Source organism: Marinomonas sp. ATLA20, assembly GCF_057180105.1.
This window is the reverse complement of sequence record NZ_JBXUKU010000006.1, coordinates 219,811-233,092: the sequence shown is the minus strand read 5'-3', so window position 1 is coordinate 233,092 and position 13,282 is coordinate 219,811. Positions and strand designations below refer to the sequence as shown.

Below are 13,282 nucleotides of genomic sequence, written 5' to 3'. Positions count from 1 at the left end.
TCACTCTTTAATCAAATAAGGATCGGAAATAGATAGAGATGCTAATAGCTCGGTTTCTATCGATTCCATTTCATCTGCTTCATCATCATTTATATGATCATAGCCGCGTAAATGCAAGATGCCATGAATAGTCATATGTGCCCAATGATGGAACAACTCTTTATCTTGCTCTGCGGCTTCTTTTGCCACAATTTGAGTGCAGATGACCAAGTCGCCTAATAATGGAAGTTCTAACCCAGGAGGTGCCTCGAATGGGAAAGATAGGACGTTGGTAGGTTTGTCTTTACCACGATACTCATGATTCAGGGCGTGGCTTTCTTCTTCATCGACAATGCGGATGGTGACTTCAAATTCTTCATCAGAGTCTGGAAGGGCTTTTTCAACCCAAAGTCTAAAATCCGCTTCGCTTGGTAAGTTTGCCGTTTCTTCGGTTGCGATTTGGAGGTCTAACTCTAAAGAAGCCATTATTTGTTACTCTCAGATAGTTCAGCTTGAGCGTTTAAACGGGCTTCAGTACGCGCTTTTTTCTCCGCTTCGACTTCTACGTCAAACTTGTCATAGGCTTCAACAATACGTTGAACCAGAGGGTGACGAACAACATCAGATGAGGCGAATTGAGTCACACTAATGCCATTTACGTCTTTCAGAACGTGCATCGCTTGCGCCAAACCTGAGGTAGTGCCACGAGGTAAGTCGACCTGTGTGGTATCGCCCGTGATCACTGCCGTTGAGCCAAAACCAATACGCGTTAGAAACATTTTCATTTGTTCGCGTGTGGTGTTTTGGCTTTCATCAAGAATGATGAAGGCGTTATTCAGGGTGCGGCCACGCATGAAAGCAAGTGGTGCGATTTCGATGACATTTTTCTCAATCAGCTTATCGACCAATTCGAAACCAAGCATTTCGTACAAGGCATCATAAAGAGGGCGCAAGTAAGGGTCGATTTTTTGTGATAAATCACCTGGCAAGAACCCCAGTTTTTCACCAGCTTCCACTGCTGGACGAACCAGCATAATGCGTTCAACACGGTCGGCTTCGAGGGCTTCAACCGCACAAGCCACTGCCAAGTAAGTTTTACCTGTGCCAGCCGGTCCAATGCCAAAGTTAATATCGTGTTTACGAATCTGCTGGACGTAACCTTGTTGGTTTTTACCTTTTGGTTTAATAAATGCCTTACGCGTTTTAATCACCAACTGATCGCTTTTCTCTCTTTTACTGCTGGTGAGCGATTCAATCGCAGACTCTTGCAGGTAAAGGTGGATCGTTTCTGGGGTGATGTTTGTATTCGCCAAAGCTTCGCGATAAAGGTTCTCTAGTAGCGTTTTTGTGGCTGCAACATGTTCAGAGTCTTCACCGGAGATGTCGAATAGTTCGCCGCGGTATTTAATAGAAACATCAAGTCGTTTTTCGATTAACTTGATGTTCTCGTCGAGTTGACCGCATAGTCCAACCAAAGCATCGGCTTCGGCAGGAACTAAACGGATTTGCTGAGTTGTCTGTGTGATTTCCAAGATTTACCTTTGATTATTGAAGTGCGCTTTTATTGTAATATAAAGTCAGAATCAAGTTCAGAGCTGACCAATTCACCCAATAGGGAGTTAGGGTAAGCATCTGTGATAACAACATCTGCGAATTTACCAATCAATTGTGGATCGAACGCACGGAAGTTTACAATCCGATTGTTTTCTGTTCGACCTTGAAGCTGCCCAGGATCACGAGGTGAATAGCCACTGATCAAAATACGCTGTACCTCACCGACCATAGACAAGCTAATGTCATAGGCTTGCTGGCTGATACGGCGTTGTAAAATAGCAAGACGCTCTTTTTTAACGTCTTCTGGCGTATCGTCTTCTAAATTAGAAGCCGGGGTGCCAGGTCTTTGACTGTATACAAAACTGAACGAGTGATCAAAGCCGATTTCTTGAATTAAATTCATTGTATCGACAAAGTCGTCATCCGTTTCGCCAGGGAAGCCAATGATAAAGTCAGATGATAGGCTGATTCCAGGGCGCGCTGCTTTAATACGGTTGATTTTATCAATGTAATATTGACGATCGTGACCGCGCTTCATAGCGCTTAGAATATTATCTGCGCCACTTTGTACCGGTAAGTGCAAATGGCTTACTAGCTTAGGTTCATTGCGGAAGGCTTCGATCAAGCTATCAGTAAATTCAACTGGGTGCGATGTAGTGAATCGAATACGTTCTACGCCATCGATTTGCGCTACAGCGTGAATAATATCAGCAAGATCTGCTTCATCGCCTTCTGCTGTTTCACCACGATACGCGTTAACGTTCTGTCCTAATAAATGGATTTCACGAACGCCTTGCTCAGCCAGTTGTACTACTTCTTTTAAAATGCTGTCAAACGGACGACTTACTTCTTCGCCGCGAGTGTAAGGCACAACACAGAATGTACAGTATTTGCTACAGCCTTCCATGATGGAAACAAACGCTTCGGCACCTTCAACGCGAGGTGCAGGTAAGTGATCAAATTTCTCAATCTCAGGAAAAGTCACGTCCGTTATCGGAATGTGTTTTCCAGCTGCGTTCACCATATCGGGTAATTTATGCAGAGTCTGAGGACCAAAAATCATATCGACATGCTTGGCGCGTTTGCGGATCGCATCGCCTTCTTGGCTCGCTACGCAACCACCCACACCTATAACAAGGTTTGGGTTCTTTTGTTTAAGCTTTTTCCAACGGCCTAATTGATGATAGACCTTGTCTTGAGCTTTTTCGCGTATAGAACAAGTATTTAGAAGCAAAACATCGGCTTCGTCTGCGTTGTCTGTGAGTTCCATTTCATGACTTTCGCCAAGTAAATCTGCCATACGAGATGAATCGTATTCGTTCATTTGACAGCCATGAGTCTGGATAAAAAGTTTTTTTGCCATGTAACGTATTAACCTAAAAATGAGTTCGTCTAATCGACTTTGGGGCTATTATATTGGGCTTTGCTTCCGAATCCCAGAGCTGTTCTGAATTCCCTTCATTTTATGTGAAAATAGTCACTTTTTTTGCTGCTGGAGCTTTTATAAAAGACCAGTCACAATAGCAATATAATTCAAATTTTAGTATGGATGTGTTTTGAACGTATTTTCTCGTATTCTTTTATTGTCGTTGCTGCTAAATGGCTACCTTTATGCTGACAGTGACTCGTCAGATGGTGCAGAGGTTATTATGGCAACAAGTGATACGACAAATTTTGCTTTTGGACTTGGTTATGGCTTGTTCGATGAAAAGTCACTGATGAATATCGACTTTAAAGTGAATATCCCGATCAACGATTACTTATCAACTCAGTTGCTGCTAAACAGTAACTATCTGATTACGGGGTCTTCAAAAACCAGCTTTGCGCAATCTGAGTTTTCCTCTAATTGGTTTTTACGTAATGAGTACGGGCGTTTAGGTCTGGGGCTGGGTGTGACTGAGATGGAGCCTATGGATGAAGCCCAAGATACGGAGCGCGATGTAATAGGGCAGTTTTTAGGTGAGTTGTTTGTTGGCCCTGTTTCAGTGACGACAAACTACATATCATCAGACACAACATTAAGTAATGTGACAAGCTCTCGCATCGGCGTTAGTTATTATTTCAATGAAGATCTACGTACTTCTTTATTCAGAGAAAAGTACAATGTGGACGAAATCGGCTGGCGTCTTGAAACGTATTTTCAACCCAAAAAATATCGTCATATGGGCAGTGTGGGCATCATTGCAAGAACAGGGAAAGATTACGATTATTTGGGTGTTGTCGCTTTGTATTACTTTGATTACGCTGTTTCTTTAAAACAACGTGAGCGGGAATTCCATTAATATTATTTACGGTTTGGTTTTTTGCGTTTCTTCTATTTGATCGACGCTCCAAATTGTCCACCTAGGAAGCGGCTCTTCTTGGCTTGCTTTAAACGTTTGAACAATTGTGATGTTCACTCGACGGTTTTTCTCTCTGCCATCTCTGGTTGTATTGGTTGCAATAGGGAAAGCTTGTCCATAGCCCAGCGTTTTGATTTTGTTTTTTAATATTGGCAATTGAGTGTTAATGATATCAGCCACGCTGTTGGCGCGTTTCAATGATAGCGCAAGGTTGTATCTTTCACTTCCTGAGTTATCCGTGTGACCTTCTATGACGATTAAAATATCTTCATTATGCGGCAATACAAAGTCTTGCAATACGCTTAATAGGCTTTGTACTGCTGGATCATGCATGCTTATAATCTGATATCGGTTTCTTTTGAAGGGAATGGTTAGCACGTAGTTATCGATATGTTTGAAAGGTGCCACTATTTCGCCACTTACTCTACGATTGTTCGTTCGTCCTGTTTCGGTTTCGTTAGAGGCTACTGGCTTTTCTTGCCCATATCCGAATGTTTTAATTCGGTTTGAGTTAATCTTAAATGCTGATATTAACGCTTCGGCTATGGCGTCTGCGCGTTTTTTTGAGAGAGCTAAATTGTAGCTTTTTGTTCCAATGTTATCAGTATGGCCTTCAATTATAATCAGTGTATCTTGGGCTTGCTGTAGGAATTTTGCGAGATCTTTTAGGCTGGAATAAAACTCTGGATTTAATTTGTAGCTGCCAGTTTCAAATTGTATGTCTAAATTGACACTGAAATATTTGAGATCAGTAAGAGGGCAGCCGTTATTATCGACGTCAATATCTGTAGGGGTGTTGTTACATAGGTCCCGAGCATCAATAACACCATCTAGATCTGAATCTTTTAATGACTCGACTAAGTCGGTTGAGTACAAAGACTGGCCAAAAGTCATAGTGCTAAGTAAGCCAAAATAGACAATCAATACCCTAGGTAGTTTTAAGCTTGTTATTGTTGTATTTTTTGAAAATCGCATGGCTTATCCAAAACTCAAGGAAGGTGCGAATAAGTCTACTAAGCCTCAGTCTTTCAGAGAAATCGTCAAATAAGGCGCGACTCTGAAGGAATGTAGGTACCTTTCAAAGAGTCGCAACGACATGTGGCCTGTTATATTTTTAATAGTAAGCTCTGAAAGACCCGCAGGGCATGGTCTAAAAGCCTGTGTTCTTTGTTGAGCACCTCGAAAATAGAACCACTATTCACATTCGGCACTCGCCTCGAATAACAGACTTTTATCCACATGCTGAGGTAAGAGGACTTGCTCGCACCTTCCTTAATCTCATAAAATTCCTTTTTATTTGAAAGTCTAAAAGCTACATTTTATTTCTTTAACATTGTAGTGATGTATTCCCATTCGCTTTGAGTAATTGGCATAACAGAAAGGCGACTGCCTTTCTTTGTTAATAACATATCGACCAGTTCAGGGTTTTTCTTTAATTCTGCTAACGTCAAAATGGATGACCATTTTTCAACGAATTCCACATCGACCATAAACCAACGAGGATCATCAGGTGTCGATTTGGCATCAAAGTATGCGCTATTTTTGTCCCAACTGGTGTGGTCTGGATAAGCACTTTTACAGACTTTGGCTGTTCCAACGATGCCTGCTGGAGTGCAGCTCGAATGATAAAAAAACACTAAGTCACCTTCGTTCATCTCTTTCATGAAATTTCGGGCTTGGTAATTTCTTACGCCATCCCAAGACGAGCGCTTTAAGCGCTTTAAATCGTCGATGGAAAACGCATCTGGTTCAGATTTCATAAGCCAGTAATTTGGCATAAATACCTCGTTTGCATAATGAAACATACTCTATGTGCACGCTTACAATTATTCTAACTACAATAGGAAAGTGATGCTATAAATTGCCCGTTTTTCGAGCAGACTTAAAGGCGCATCTAGATAGGTAGTTTGTTCCTTGCAATGGAAGATAAAAATGAGCCACTTTGCGTGTAAAGCGTTCTCAGCGTTGGAAAAAGAAATCAAGGATGACTTGCTCGAATGCTATGTTGAAGCACAGCAAGAGATCGAAGAAGCCATTAATAGTATCGAAGGTGATGGCTTTTCATTTGATAAATTAGACAAACTCTTTCGCTCTTTGCACAGTATGAAAGGAAATTGCTCTGTTTGCTTTCTTGATCCATTAGTTGGTGTGCTTCACAAGCTAGAGGAAATTGTCGATGGCATGCGTGGTGGGTACATTCAATATCACCCTTTTTTAGGTGAGCTCATTATTGTGGTCATTGAAAAAGTCTACAGTTTGCTTGAGCAAATTTATCAGTCCCATGTTGCAGAAGTTGCCCTGCGTGATCAATTGCAGCTTGGTTTAGATGAAATATATACCGAAGAAGAGGATGGCAAACGCCCAGAAATGGCCGCGGCTTTGCTTCGACAATGTAATCAAACAGTGGAAGAGAAAGAAGAGCCTGCAGCCACGTCTGTCATTGTCAAAGTTGAATACACAGAAGAGCAAAAAAACGACATAGATTTATTTATTGGATTTAGCCAAAAGCTTCACCGCTTGTTGGGTTATTCATCTGAGCGTGGCGATCGTATTCTCAAGCTTTGCCAATTGATTAATGTTGAATGCAAAGCGCCAGTCGATCCTGCTCAACTGAGTGCGGCCGCTTATATGCATAACATGGGGATGGCGGTTATTTTGAATTGCAAAGACGATGAATCAAAACTGCTGGCAGAACAAAATCACCCGTTAGTTGGGGCTAAACTGCTCTCCAAGCATGAGGGTTGGGGAGAGGCTGTCGACATGGTGAAAGCGCATAAAGAACGTTTTGATGGAACGGGTTTTCCTGAGGGTTTGGTTGGCTCTTTGATTCCGCAAGGTGCGTTTATCTTGTCCATGGCTGTCATGTTTATAGATATTGTCTGGGGTAAATCTGGTAGCGAATACAACAAAAGTGCTATGCGTGCTGTACAAAAGGTGAACTTCGAAAGTGGCAAAGGCTTCCCGCCACATCTGATTGAATCTTTTAACGCCGCCATTCGAAAAGTGCTCGTTGCCAAAAGCAAATAGCAAAAGAAAGTAGCGTACCCCAAGCGACCCTTGATAGCATGATGCTCTTTTTAAAGAGATAAGTTACCTGTTTTATGAATGCCGATTTGTTACCGCTCGTTTTCCATCCTCATTACAGTATTCCATTTCCGGCTGGGCATCGTTTTCCTATGCGTAAGTTTGGCTTACTGGCCGAATCTTTAAGGGAGCAAGGAATTTTAACGGCGGAGAATGAATATTCCCCTGAACCATTGTCGCTTACCTTACTCATGTCGGCTCATCATAAAGAGTATGTGCAGCGTTTTATTCGTGGTGAGTTGAGTAAGCAAGAAGAAAAGGACATTGGTTTACCTTGGTCTGAATGGCTAGTTGAACGAACATTACGCGCTGTTTCTGGCACTATACTCACCAGCGAACTCGCGTTCGAACATGGCTTGGCTTGTCACCTTGCTGGTGGCACACATCATGCGCATCCTTCCCATGGTTCAGGTTTTTGTATATTCAATGATCTCGCTGTTGCCGCACTCGCTATGATCGAATCGAGTAGGGCAAAGAAAATACTTATCCTAGACTGTGATGTTCACCAAGGTGATGGCACCATCGCCTTCTTCAAAGACAAAACAGACATTATTCCTGTTTCTTGGCACTGCGAAGAAAACTACCCGCAAAAGAAACAAGCCGGAGGCATTAATATTGCTATCCCTAAAGGTGCCAACGACCACGAATACTTATCCATTCTACAAAACACCTTGCCTGCGATACTTGCTGAACATCAGCCAGATTTTATTTTCTACGATGCGGGAGTCGACGTTCATCAAGACGACCGACTTGGCTACGTCAATCTAACTGACCAAGGCATATTAGAAAGAGATAAATACGTCATCGAAACTTGCGTAGCGCTCAAACTTCCTACCGCCTGCGTCATTGGTGGAGGCTACGATAGACAAGAAGAAAAAGTCGCATGGCGACATAGCTTGCTGCATCAAGCTGCGAATTTGGTTTGGAAGAAATATGTATTGTAGGTATTTTTTAGGAGTTCTTAGCTTTTTTTGTCAAGGACATGAGGTTTAGAGGTTGGCTCTCCATTGTGATTGAAAAATTCAGAGGGCTGATTTAGGCCTTTCAGTTTCCATGATAGGATTTTCGCCACCATTCTAATATTAATACTCAATGATGACCCTTTAAGATTCTCGGGAACGGGCGCCTTGGCAAACTTGCTCAGAACGTGACCTTTGCTTTTGCCTAGATCAACATCACGTGTTTGCGCATTGTCCATGAAGTTATGAATTACCCCAATAAATGGACCACCGGCGCCAAACGTATTGCCAATTGGTGTTTTACAGCATTTTGTATACCAGCGATACATACCTTTAGGGCTAAGCCTAACGCAGGCGACTTCTGACTTTCCTTCGGTAATCTTGAGAAAAGAAACAGGGATTTGAAATATATCTGTCCCGCCATATTGATCTAACATCTTTTCTTCCTGCCCTAGAAACTGAGCAAATGCTTGGCAGTCATCACAGCAACAAATAATCCTATTACCCATCTTTGAACTGATGGCAGAGGTTTTTCCTTTAACGGTTTCGCAAGCACATTTCAAATTTACTTCAAGCATTGGACTAAGCCTCCTTACTTGATTGAAGAGCATCATTCAGAGTGTAGCAGTGTTTTGGGTGTTATAAAGGGGCAGACTTGTTTAATTAGGTGTGATTTCTTTAGCCTTACGAAACTAATTTTGAGTAGTTGTGCATAGCAATGCTGTGCGATATGATTTGTATATTAATGCACAGCAAGGAAGTGCGAATGTCATTAGAATTTAAACATAAATGGTTAGAATTATTTTACGAAGAAGATCAGCGTCACAGGTTGATACCTAAGAATATTGAAAATGCTCTCTATAGAAAGTTGGAAATTTTAGATGCGGCACTGACAGAGTCTGATTTACGGGTTCCTCCAGGTAATCGATTTGAGCATTTAGACGGTAATCTTCAAGGCTGGTGTTCGATACGAATTAATAAACAATATCGCTTAATTTTTCAGTGGAACCAAGGAATAGCTCTAAACACCTATCTTGACCCGCACAAATATTGAGGTACCAACATATGCGTAAAACAAAACGTCGCCCAATTAGCGTTGGTGAAATGCTTAAAATTGAGTTTCTAGAACCGATGAACATTACCTCCAAAGCGTTGGCAGATGCCATGGGCGTGCATCGTAATACCGTCAGCAGCCTTATTAACGGTGGCGTGTTAACCGCACCAATCGCAATAAAGCTGGCAGCTGCCTTTGGCAATACACCAGAGTTTTGGTTAAACATTCAACACGCAGTTGACCTTTGGGATACACGAAACCGCTATCAAGAAGAAGCGAAACAGGTTAAGCCTTTGGCTGCCGTATTCAGGTGAAGTTTTTAATTATATTGCCCAGTCAATAGGCTATGTCATGTGAAATTTTAGGAGAAGTCTTGGCCTACAGAATGAAAGCTTCGCTTTCAGCGTCGGATTACAGTCGTGCCTCCTTCGACCTACGCTCTTTGGTTGCCTACCGGAGAAGTCAGTTCGATGCGACGAAGTTGCGCGACTTTATGGAGTTTCAGAGTCATTGTTTGATGATCTATCTCCCACCGAGTGAACAATCCATGCCTTACGATCTAAATCGTCTTGCTAAAGGTTCTTCTAAACAATTGTAATGAGACGTTTGGGCGATAGCCCGATAAAGAGACCTTTTGGTTACTTTTGTACTTTTCTGAATTAAGCAACGGACAAAAGTTACCCGCCCAGCAGAGCGGAAAAAAGCTGCAGCTAAGAGTCATTGAGAGGAAGCAAATACACTTTAAAACCCAAAGAAATAGCCCCTCCCTAACCCTCCTCTTGAAGAGAAAGGGGAGGGAATAAAGAAGGTTTGTTGTTAAGAGTTAAAAAGGGCAGGCCGCGACAAATGCCACCCATGCTTTGGTAAACGGGTGCCGAAACTCTAACCGATAGGCGTGCAATAACAATCTAGGGTCGTTTTGAAACGCTGGGTCGTAGAATTCATCGCCAATAATCGAGTGTCCTAGGCTTTGCATGTGAACACGCAGTTGGTGAGAACGACCAGTAAAGGGCACGAGTCGAACACGTGTGGTGTTGTCTTCGTAGGCCATTTTTTCCCAGTAGGTGATGGAGTCTTTGCTCCATTCATCGGTGCAGATGATTTGTCTGGGACGGTTTGGCCAATCGCAGCGCAGTGGTTTTCGCACTTCGCCTTTTTCACCCAAAAGATGACCGCGCAGCAAGGCGCGGTATTCTTTTTGGACTTCTCGCTCACGAAAATGCGCATACATACGTTTTTGACATTCGTGGGTTTTCGCCACGAGGATTAAGCCTGAAGTGGCTTCGTCCAGTCGATGTATGGCAAAGGCTTCGCCAAATAAACACTCTGCTCGATGCAAGATAGAATCGAGCTTATCTGGGCCGCGACCGGGCACAGATAAGCAGTTAGCAGGTTTGTTTATTACGGCAAACCATTCGTCTTCGTACAATATCTCTAAGCGAGATAGCTCTATACTCGGCACGGCATCCTGCACAGGATGTTATTCCGGCTTGGTCGTTAAGATGATACGAATCGCATCCAAGCGGATTTGGTGCTCGTCGATACGCGTCAAACCTTCTTGCATGTTGGTTTCAAGACGCTCTATGTCTTCATCACGAATGGTGTCGTTGAAGGCTTTCAATTCAACTAAACGTTCGATTTCATTTTGGCAGCGATGTTGGTAAGACGTTTTCGCTGCGTGAACGATCGGGCGCGCTTGGTCTTGAGCATTCAACTGGTGCGCTTGCAGTACTTCAATAAGGTTTTTGCGTAAGGCGGCAACCCATTGTTCCGCGACTCGGTTTGGCACGCCTTTCAGTTTTTCTGCCCATTTATCGGCGGTAAATTGCTGATGGAGGAATTTACCGTTTGAGTCAGACAATTGCCACATTGGTGTCATTGGCAGTGATTGCGCCAATTTCAAACGTGGGTGAGCAGTCGCTTCGATGACGAACATACTTTCCACCAATACCGTGCCTTCTGGCAGTGCCGCGATTGGCAAGATAGCCGAAGTAAGCTTGCCAGAGTCAAAGCCTTGGACTTCATCCATAAGCATGGTGATCAGAGGGTGTTCCCACGTCGCGAACGCCACGTCTTCACGTTGGCTTGCTTGACGGCGATCAAGCATGAGCATTTTGCCTTCTTCTTCGATGCCTGGTAGAGCTTCTAGCATCATGTCTGTAGAAGGGCGCAAGAACCAAGCCGCACGATCAGGTTCATCATTCATGCAGTCTGCATAGATGTTAAAGGCGTGAGTGACTTGCTCAATATAATGGTGCAGTCCTTTTGTCGCTTGGTTGTTAATCTGATCGATTAACGCACGAGCTTGTTCTGGACGGCATGAACTCATTTCTAGCAGGCGATTACGGCCTTCTTCCATTTGCTTTAACAGGGCTTCATGGTAGATGTTGGCTTCTTTAAGAAGATCTGTGTCGTCGTCTTGGCCGTGTAAATAAGCATGCAAGCTGTCACCAAAGGCTTCTTCCACTTTGTCACCAGAACCGGTAGTGCGGCAGAATGCGTTTAGAGCGTGGTGATACCAGTTAAATAGGCGCTCTTGTACGCTTTGTTTGATGTATGGCACATGGATTTGTACGTCATTTAGTTGTCCAAGACGATCAAGACGACCAATGCGCTGTTCAAGTAAGTCAGGGTGTTCTGGCAGATCGTACATGACGATGTGATGGCTGAACTGGAAGTTACGGCCTTCACTGCCGATTTCAGAACATACCAAAATTTGCGCACCGTCTTCGTCTGCGAAATAAGCCGCTGCACGATCTCGGTGGATAAGTGGCATTTGTTCATGGAAGTCTGCACTTTGGAAACCAGCGAAAGTCAGTTGGTCGTTGAGCCATTGCGCCATATCTGCACTGTGACAAATTACTAGGACTTTGTCTGCTTGGCATTCTAGAAATTCTTTTAACCAACCCCAGCGTGGGTCTTTTTCCCATAGGCCATCAGCTACCTCAGTTTCAGGTTGCACGTGGTAATTGGCCGATTCGAAATGTTCATTATTGTCTAATGGGTAAGAATGCAAATAACGGTCAGGGAAGCCGCCAACTGCTGCTCGGGTGTTACGGAACATTTCTCGTCCCGTGCCATGACGGTCGATTAACCAGCTAATGGCTTCTTTTGCGGCTTCAGTTTGCTCTGCACCTGATTTGCTTGTGAGTGCTTGGAACCATTCTTTAGCGCTAACTTCTTTTAGATAAGAACCAAACGCTGTATTCCAATCCAACGGCTCTGGTGCGCTGTCTTCTTGGCTGAATGGTAGCAAAGATTCAGCGAGTTCAGCGGCTTGCTTGAAGGCGTGTTGTTGCGCTTGATAATGCTCGAAATCATGGTAATGATCGGCGTCCAAAAGCTGTAAACGAGAGAAGTGCTCACGTTCGCCAGTTTGTTCTGGTGTTGCACTCAATAGCAATAGAGATTCTGTCTTAGCCGCTAAGCGTGCGACTACTTGATAACCAACACTCGGTGTTTCTGGGTGCCAAGCAAGGTGATGGGCTTCGTCGACAATGACCATGTCCCACTCTGCATCAAGCATGTGTTGAGTGGCTTTTGGGTGTTGGCTCGCCCAATCGATTGGCGAGATAACAAATGGTTGTTGCTCAAATGGGTTGTCGTCACCGTCCATGAAGTCTTCGTAAACGGACTCATTGATTAGTGAAAATGGTTGGTGGAAACGGCGTAGCATTTCAATCAACCACTGATGCTGCAGGTTGGTTGGTGTCAAAATCAGAACACGTTTACAGAGACCGTTTAGTAGGCGTTGATGCAAGATCAGACCTGCTTCTAGCGTTTTACCCATCCCTACTTCGTCACACAACAATGCTCGCGCTTTTGGACGGTTGGCAATGTCATGGGCAAGGTAGATCTGATGAGGCAGAAGTTCCGCTTTCAAGCCCATTAAACCGCGTACTGGCGATGCGGCATTGGCTGCTTGGTGTTCAAGCGTATGACGACGTAGGTCGAACCACATGCGACGAGCGGGCGACAGTGCCAATAAGGAGTCGAGTTCGTTCTTGTCGTTACGTGGGAATTGAATGATGGACTCTTCTAACCAATCATCATCCTCGCTGATACGGTATTCGATAAGGTCATCAATTTCTTCTACTTCCAAGACGGTGAAGGTTTCATCTTGGAAATGCAGTTGATCGCCGACGGTTAACGTGCGTCGAACAAGACTGGTCTGGTCATTTGAGTATTGACGATCCGCTTCCGCATCTGGGAAATGTAAGGTGAAAGACTTGTTTTGCGTGTCTACTATCATGCCTACGCCGAGATCAGGCTCGTTGCGGCTACTCCATCTTTGTCCAGTTTGGTACATA

Annotated in this window: 14 protein-coding genes; 6 read left to right on the top strand and 8 right to left on the bottom strand. The window is 43.7% G+C overall.

The features are described from left to right. From ybeY to miaB, 3 genes are read right to left on the bottom strand one after another with little or no spacing between them, the layout of a single operon-like run. A complete protein-coding gene (ybeY, locus tag AC2A4J_RS12430) occupies positions 1 to 465 on the bottom strand; it encodes an rRNA maturation RNase YbeY (RefSeq protein WP_484176229.1) in 465 nt (154 codons plus the stop codon). Beyond that, positions 465 to 1,511 (bottom strand): PhoH family protein, encoded by a 1,047-nt coding sequence (locus AC2A4J_RS12425; RefSeq protein WP_484176228.1) that lies wholly within the window; start codon positions 1,509 to 1,511, stop codon positions 465 to 467. The genes ybeY and AC2A4J_RS12425 overlap by 1 nt, the downstream gene beginning before the upstream one ends. Before the next feature lie 29 nt (positions 1,512 to 1,540). Next, a complete protein-coding gene (gene miaB / locus AC2A4J_RS12420) occupies positions 1,541 to 2,896 on the bottom strand; it encodes a tRNA (N6-isopentenyl adenosine(37)-C2)-methylthiotransferase MiaB (protein ID WP_484176227.1) in 1,356 nt (451 codons plus the stop codon). Between the two features lie 193 nt (positions 2,897 to 3,089). Between miaB and AC2A4J_RS12415 the strand changes: the two genes are divergently transcribed. After that, positions 3,090 to 3,815, top strand: a complete 726-nt coding sequence (locus AC2A4J_RS12415; protein ID WP_484176226.1) for a hypothetical protein — start codon at positions 3,090 to 3,092, stop codon at positions 3,813 to 3,815. Between the two features lie 6 nt (positions 3,816 to 3,821). Here the strand turns inward: AC2A4J_RS12415 and AC2A4J_RS12410 are convergent, their stop codons facing one another. Next, positions 3,822 to 4,850: an OmpA family protein gene (locus AC2A4J_RS12410; protein ID WP_484176225.1), complete on the bottom strand. Its 1,029-nt coding sequence runs from the start codon at positions 4,848 to 4,850 to the stop codon at positions 3,822 to 3,824. Between the two features lie 344 nt (positions 4,851 to 5,194). Then, positions 5,195 to 5,653 (bottom strand): EVE domain-containing protein, encoded by a 459-nt coding sequence (locus AC2A4J_RS12405; RefSeq protein WP_484176224.1) that lies wholly within the window; start codon positions 5,651 to 5,653, stop codon positions 5,195 to 5,197. A gap of 154 nt (positions 5,654 to 5,807) precedes the next feature. Here AC2A4J_RS12405 and AC2A4J_RS12400 point away from each other — a divergent pair, with 154 nt between their 5' ends. Together AC2A4J_RS12400 and AC2A4J_RS12395 are read left to right on the top strand one after the other, a co-directional pair. Further along, entirely contained in the window at positions 5,808 to 6,902 is a 1,095-nt protein-coding gene (locus AC2A4J_RS12400) for an HD-GYP domain-containing protein (RefSeq protein ID WP_484176223.1), read from the top strand. A gap of 74 nt (positions 6,903 to 6,976) precedes the next feature. Continuing rightward, positions 6,977 to 7,903, top strand: coding sequence for a histone deacetylase family protein (locus AC2A4J_RS12395; RefSeq protein WP_484176222.1), 927 nt, complete (start codon positions 6,977 to 6,979; stop codon positions 7,901 to 7,903). 17 nt (positions 7,904 to 7,920) lie between these two features. On the opposite strand, the gene AC2A4J_RS12390 is transcribed toward AC2A4J_RS12395, so the two are convergent. Beyond that, positions 7,921 to 8,496: a DUF6151 family protein gene (locus AC2A4J_RS12390; RefSeq protein WP_484176221.1), complete on the bottom strand. Its 576-nt coding sequence runs from the start codon at positions 8,494 to 8,496 to the stop codon at positions 7,921 to 7,923. A gap of 188 nt (positions 8,497 to 8,684) precedes the next feature. Here AC2A4J_RS12390 and AC2A4J_RS12385 point away from each other — a divergent pair, with 188 nt between their 5' ends. The 3 genes from AC2A4J_RS12385 to AC2A4J_RS12375 all read left to right on the top strand — a co-directional run bounded on the left by AC2A4J_RS12385 (position 8,685) and on the right by AC2A4J_RS12375 (position 9,570). Further along, positions 8,685 to 8,972 (top strand): type II toxin-antitoxin system RelE/ParE family toxin, encoded by a 288-nt coding sequence (locus tag AC2A4J_RS12385; protein ID WP_255828554.1) that lies wholly within the window; start codon positions 8,685 to 8,687, stop codon positions 8,970 to 8,972. Positions 8,973 to 8,983: 11 nt separating this feature from the next. Beyond that, positions 8,984 to 9,286, top strand: coding sequence for a HigA family addiction module antitoxin (locus tag AC2A4J_RS12380; RefSeq protein ID WP_484176220.1), 303 nt, complete (start codon positions 8,984 to 8,986; stop codon positions 9,284 to 9,286). 71 nt (positions 9,287 to 9,357) lie between these two features. After that, entirely contained in the window at positions 9,358 to 9,570 is a 213-nt protein-coding gene (locus AC2A4J_RS12375; RefSeq protein WP_484176219.1) for a hypothetical protein, read from the top strand. A 225-nt stretch (positions 9,571 to 9,795) separates the two neighbouring features. Here the strand turns inward: AC2A4J_RS12375 and AC2A4J_RS12370 are convergent, their stop codons facing one another. Together AC2A4J_RS12370 and rapA are read right to left on the bottom strand one after the other, a co-directional pair. Then, positions 9,796 to 10,446: an RluA family pseudouridine synthase gene (locus AC2A4J_RS12370; protein ID WP_484176218.1), complete on the bottom strand. Its 651-nt coding sequence runs from the start codon at positions 10,444 to 10,446 to the stop codon at positions 9,796 to 9,798. Positions 10,447 to 10,452: 6 nt separating this feature from the next. After that, entirely contained in the window at positions 10,453 to 13,281 is a 2,829-nt protein-coding gene (rapA, locus tag AC2A4J_RS12365) for an RNA polymerase-associated protein RapA (RefSeq protein ID WP_484176217.1), read from the bottom strand. Between the last annotated feature and the right edge of the window lies 1 nt (position 13,282).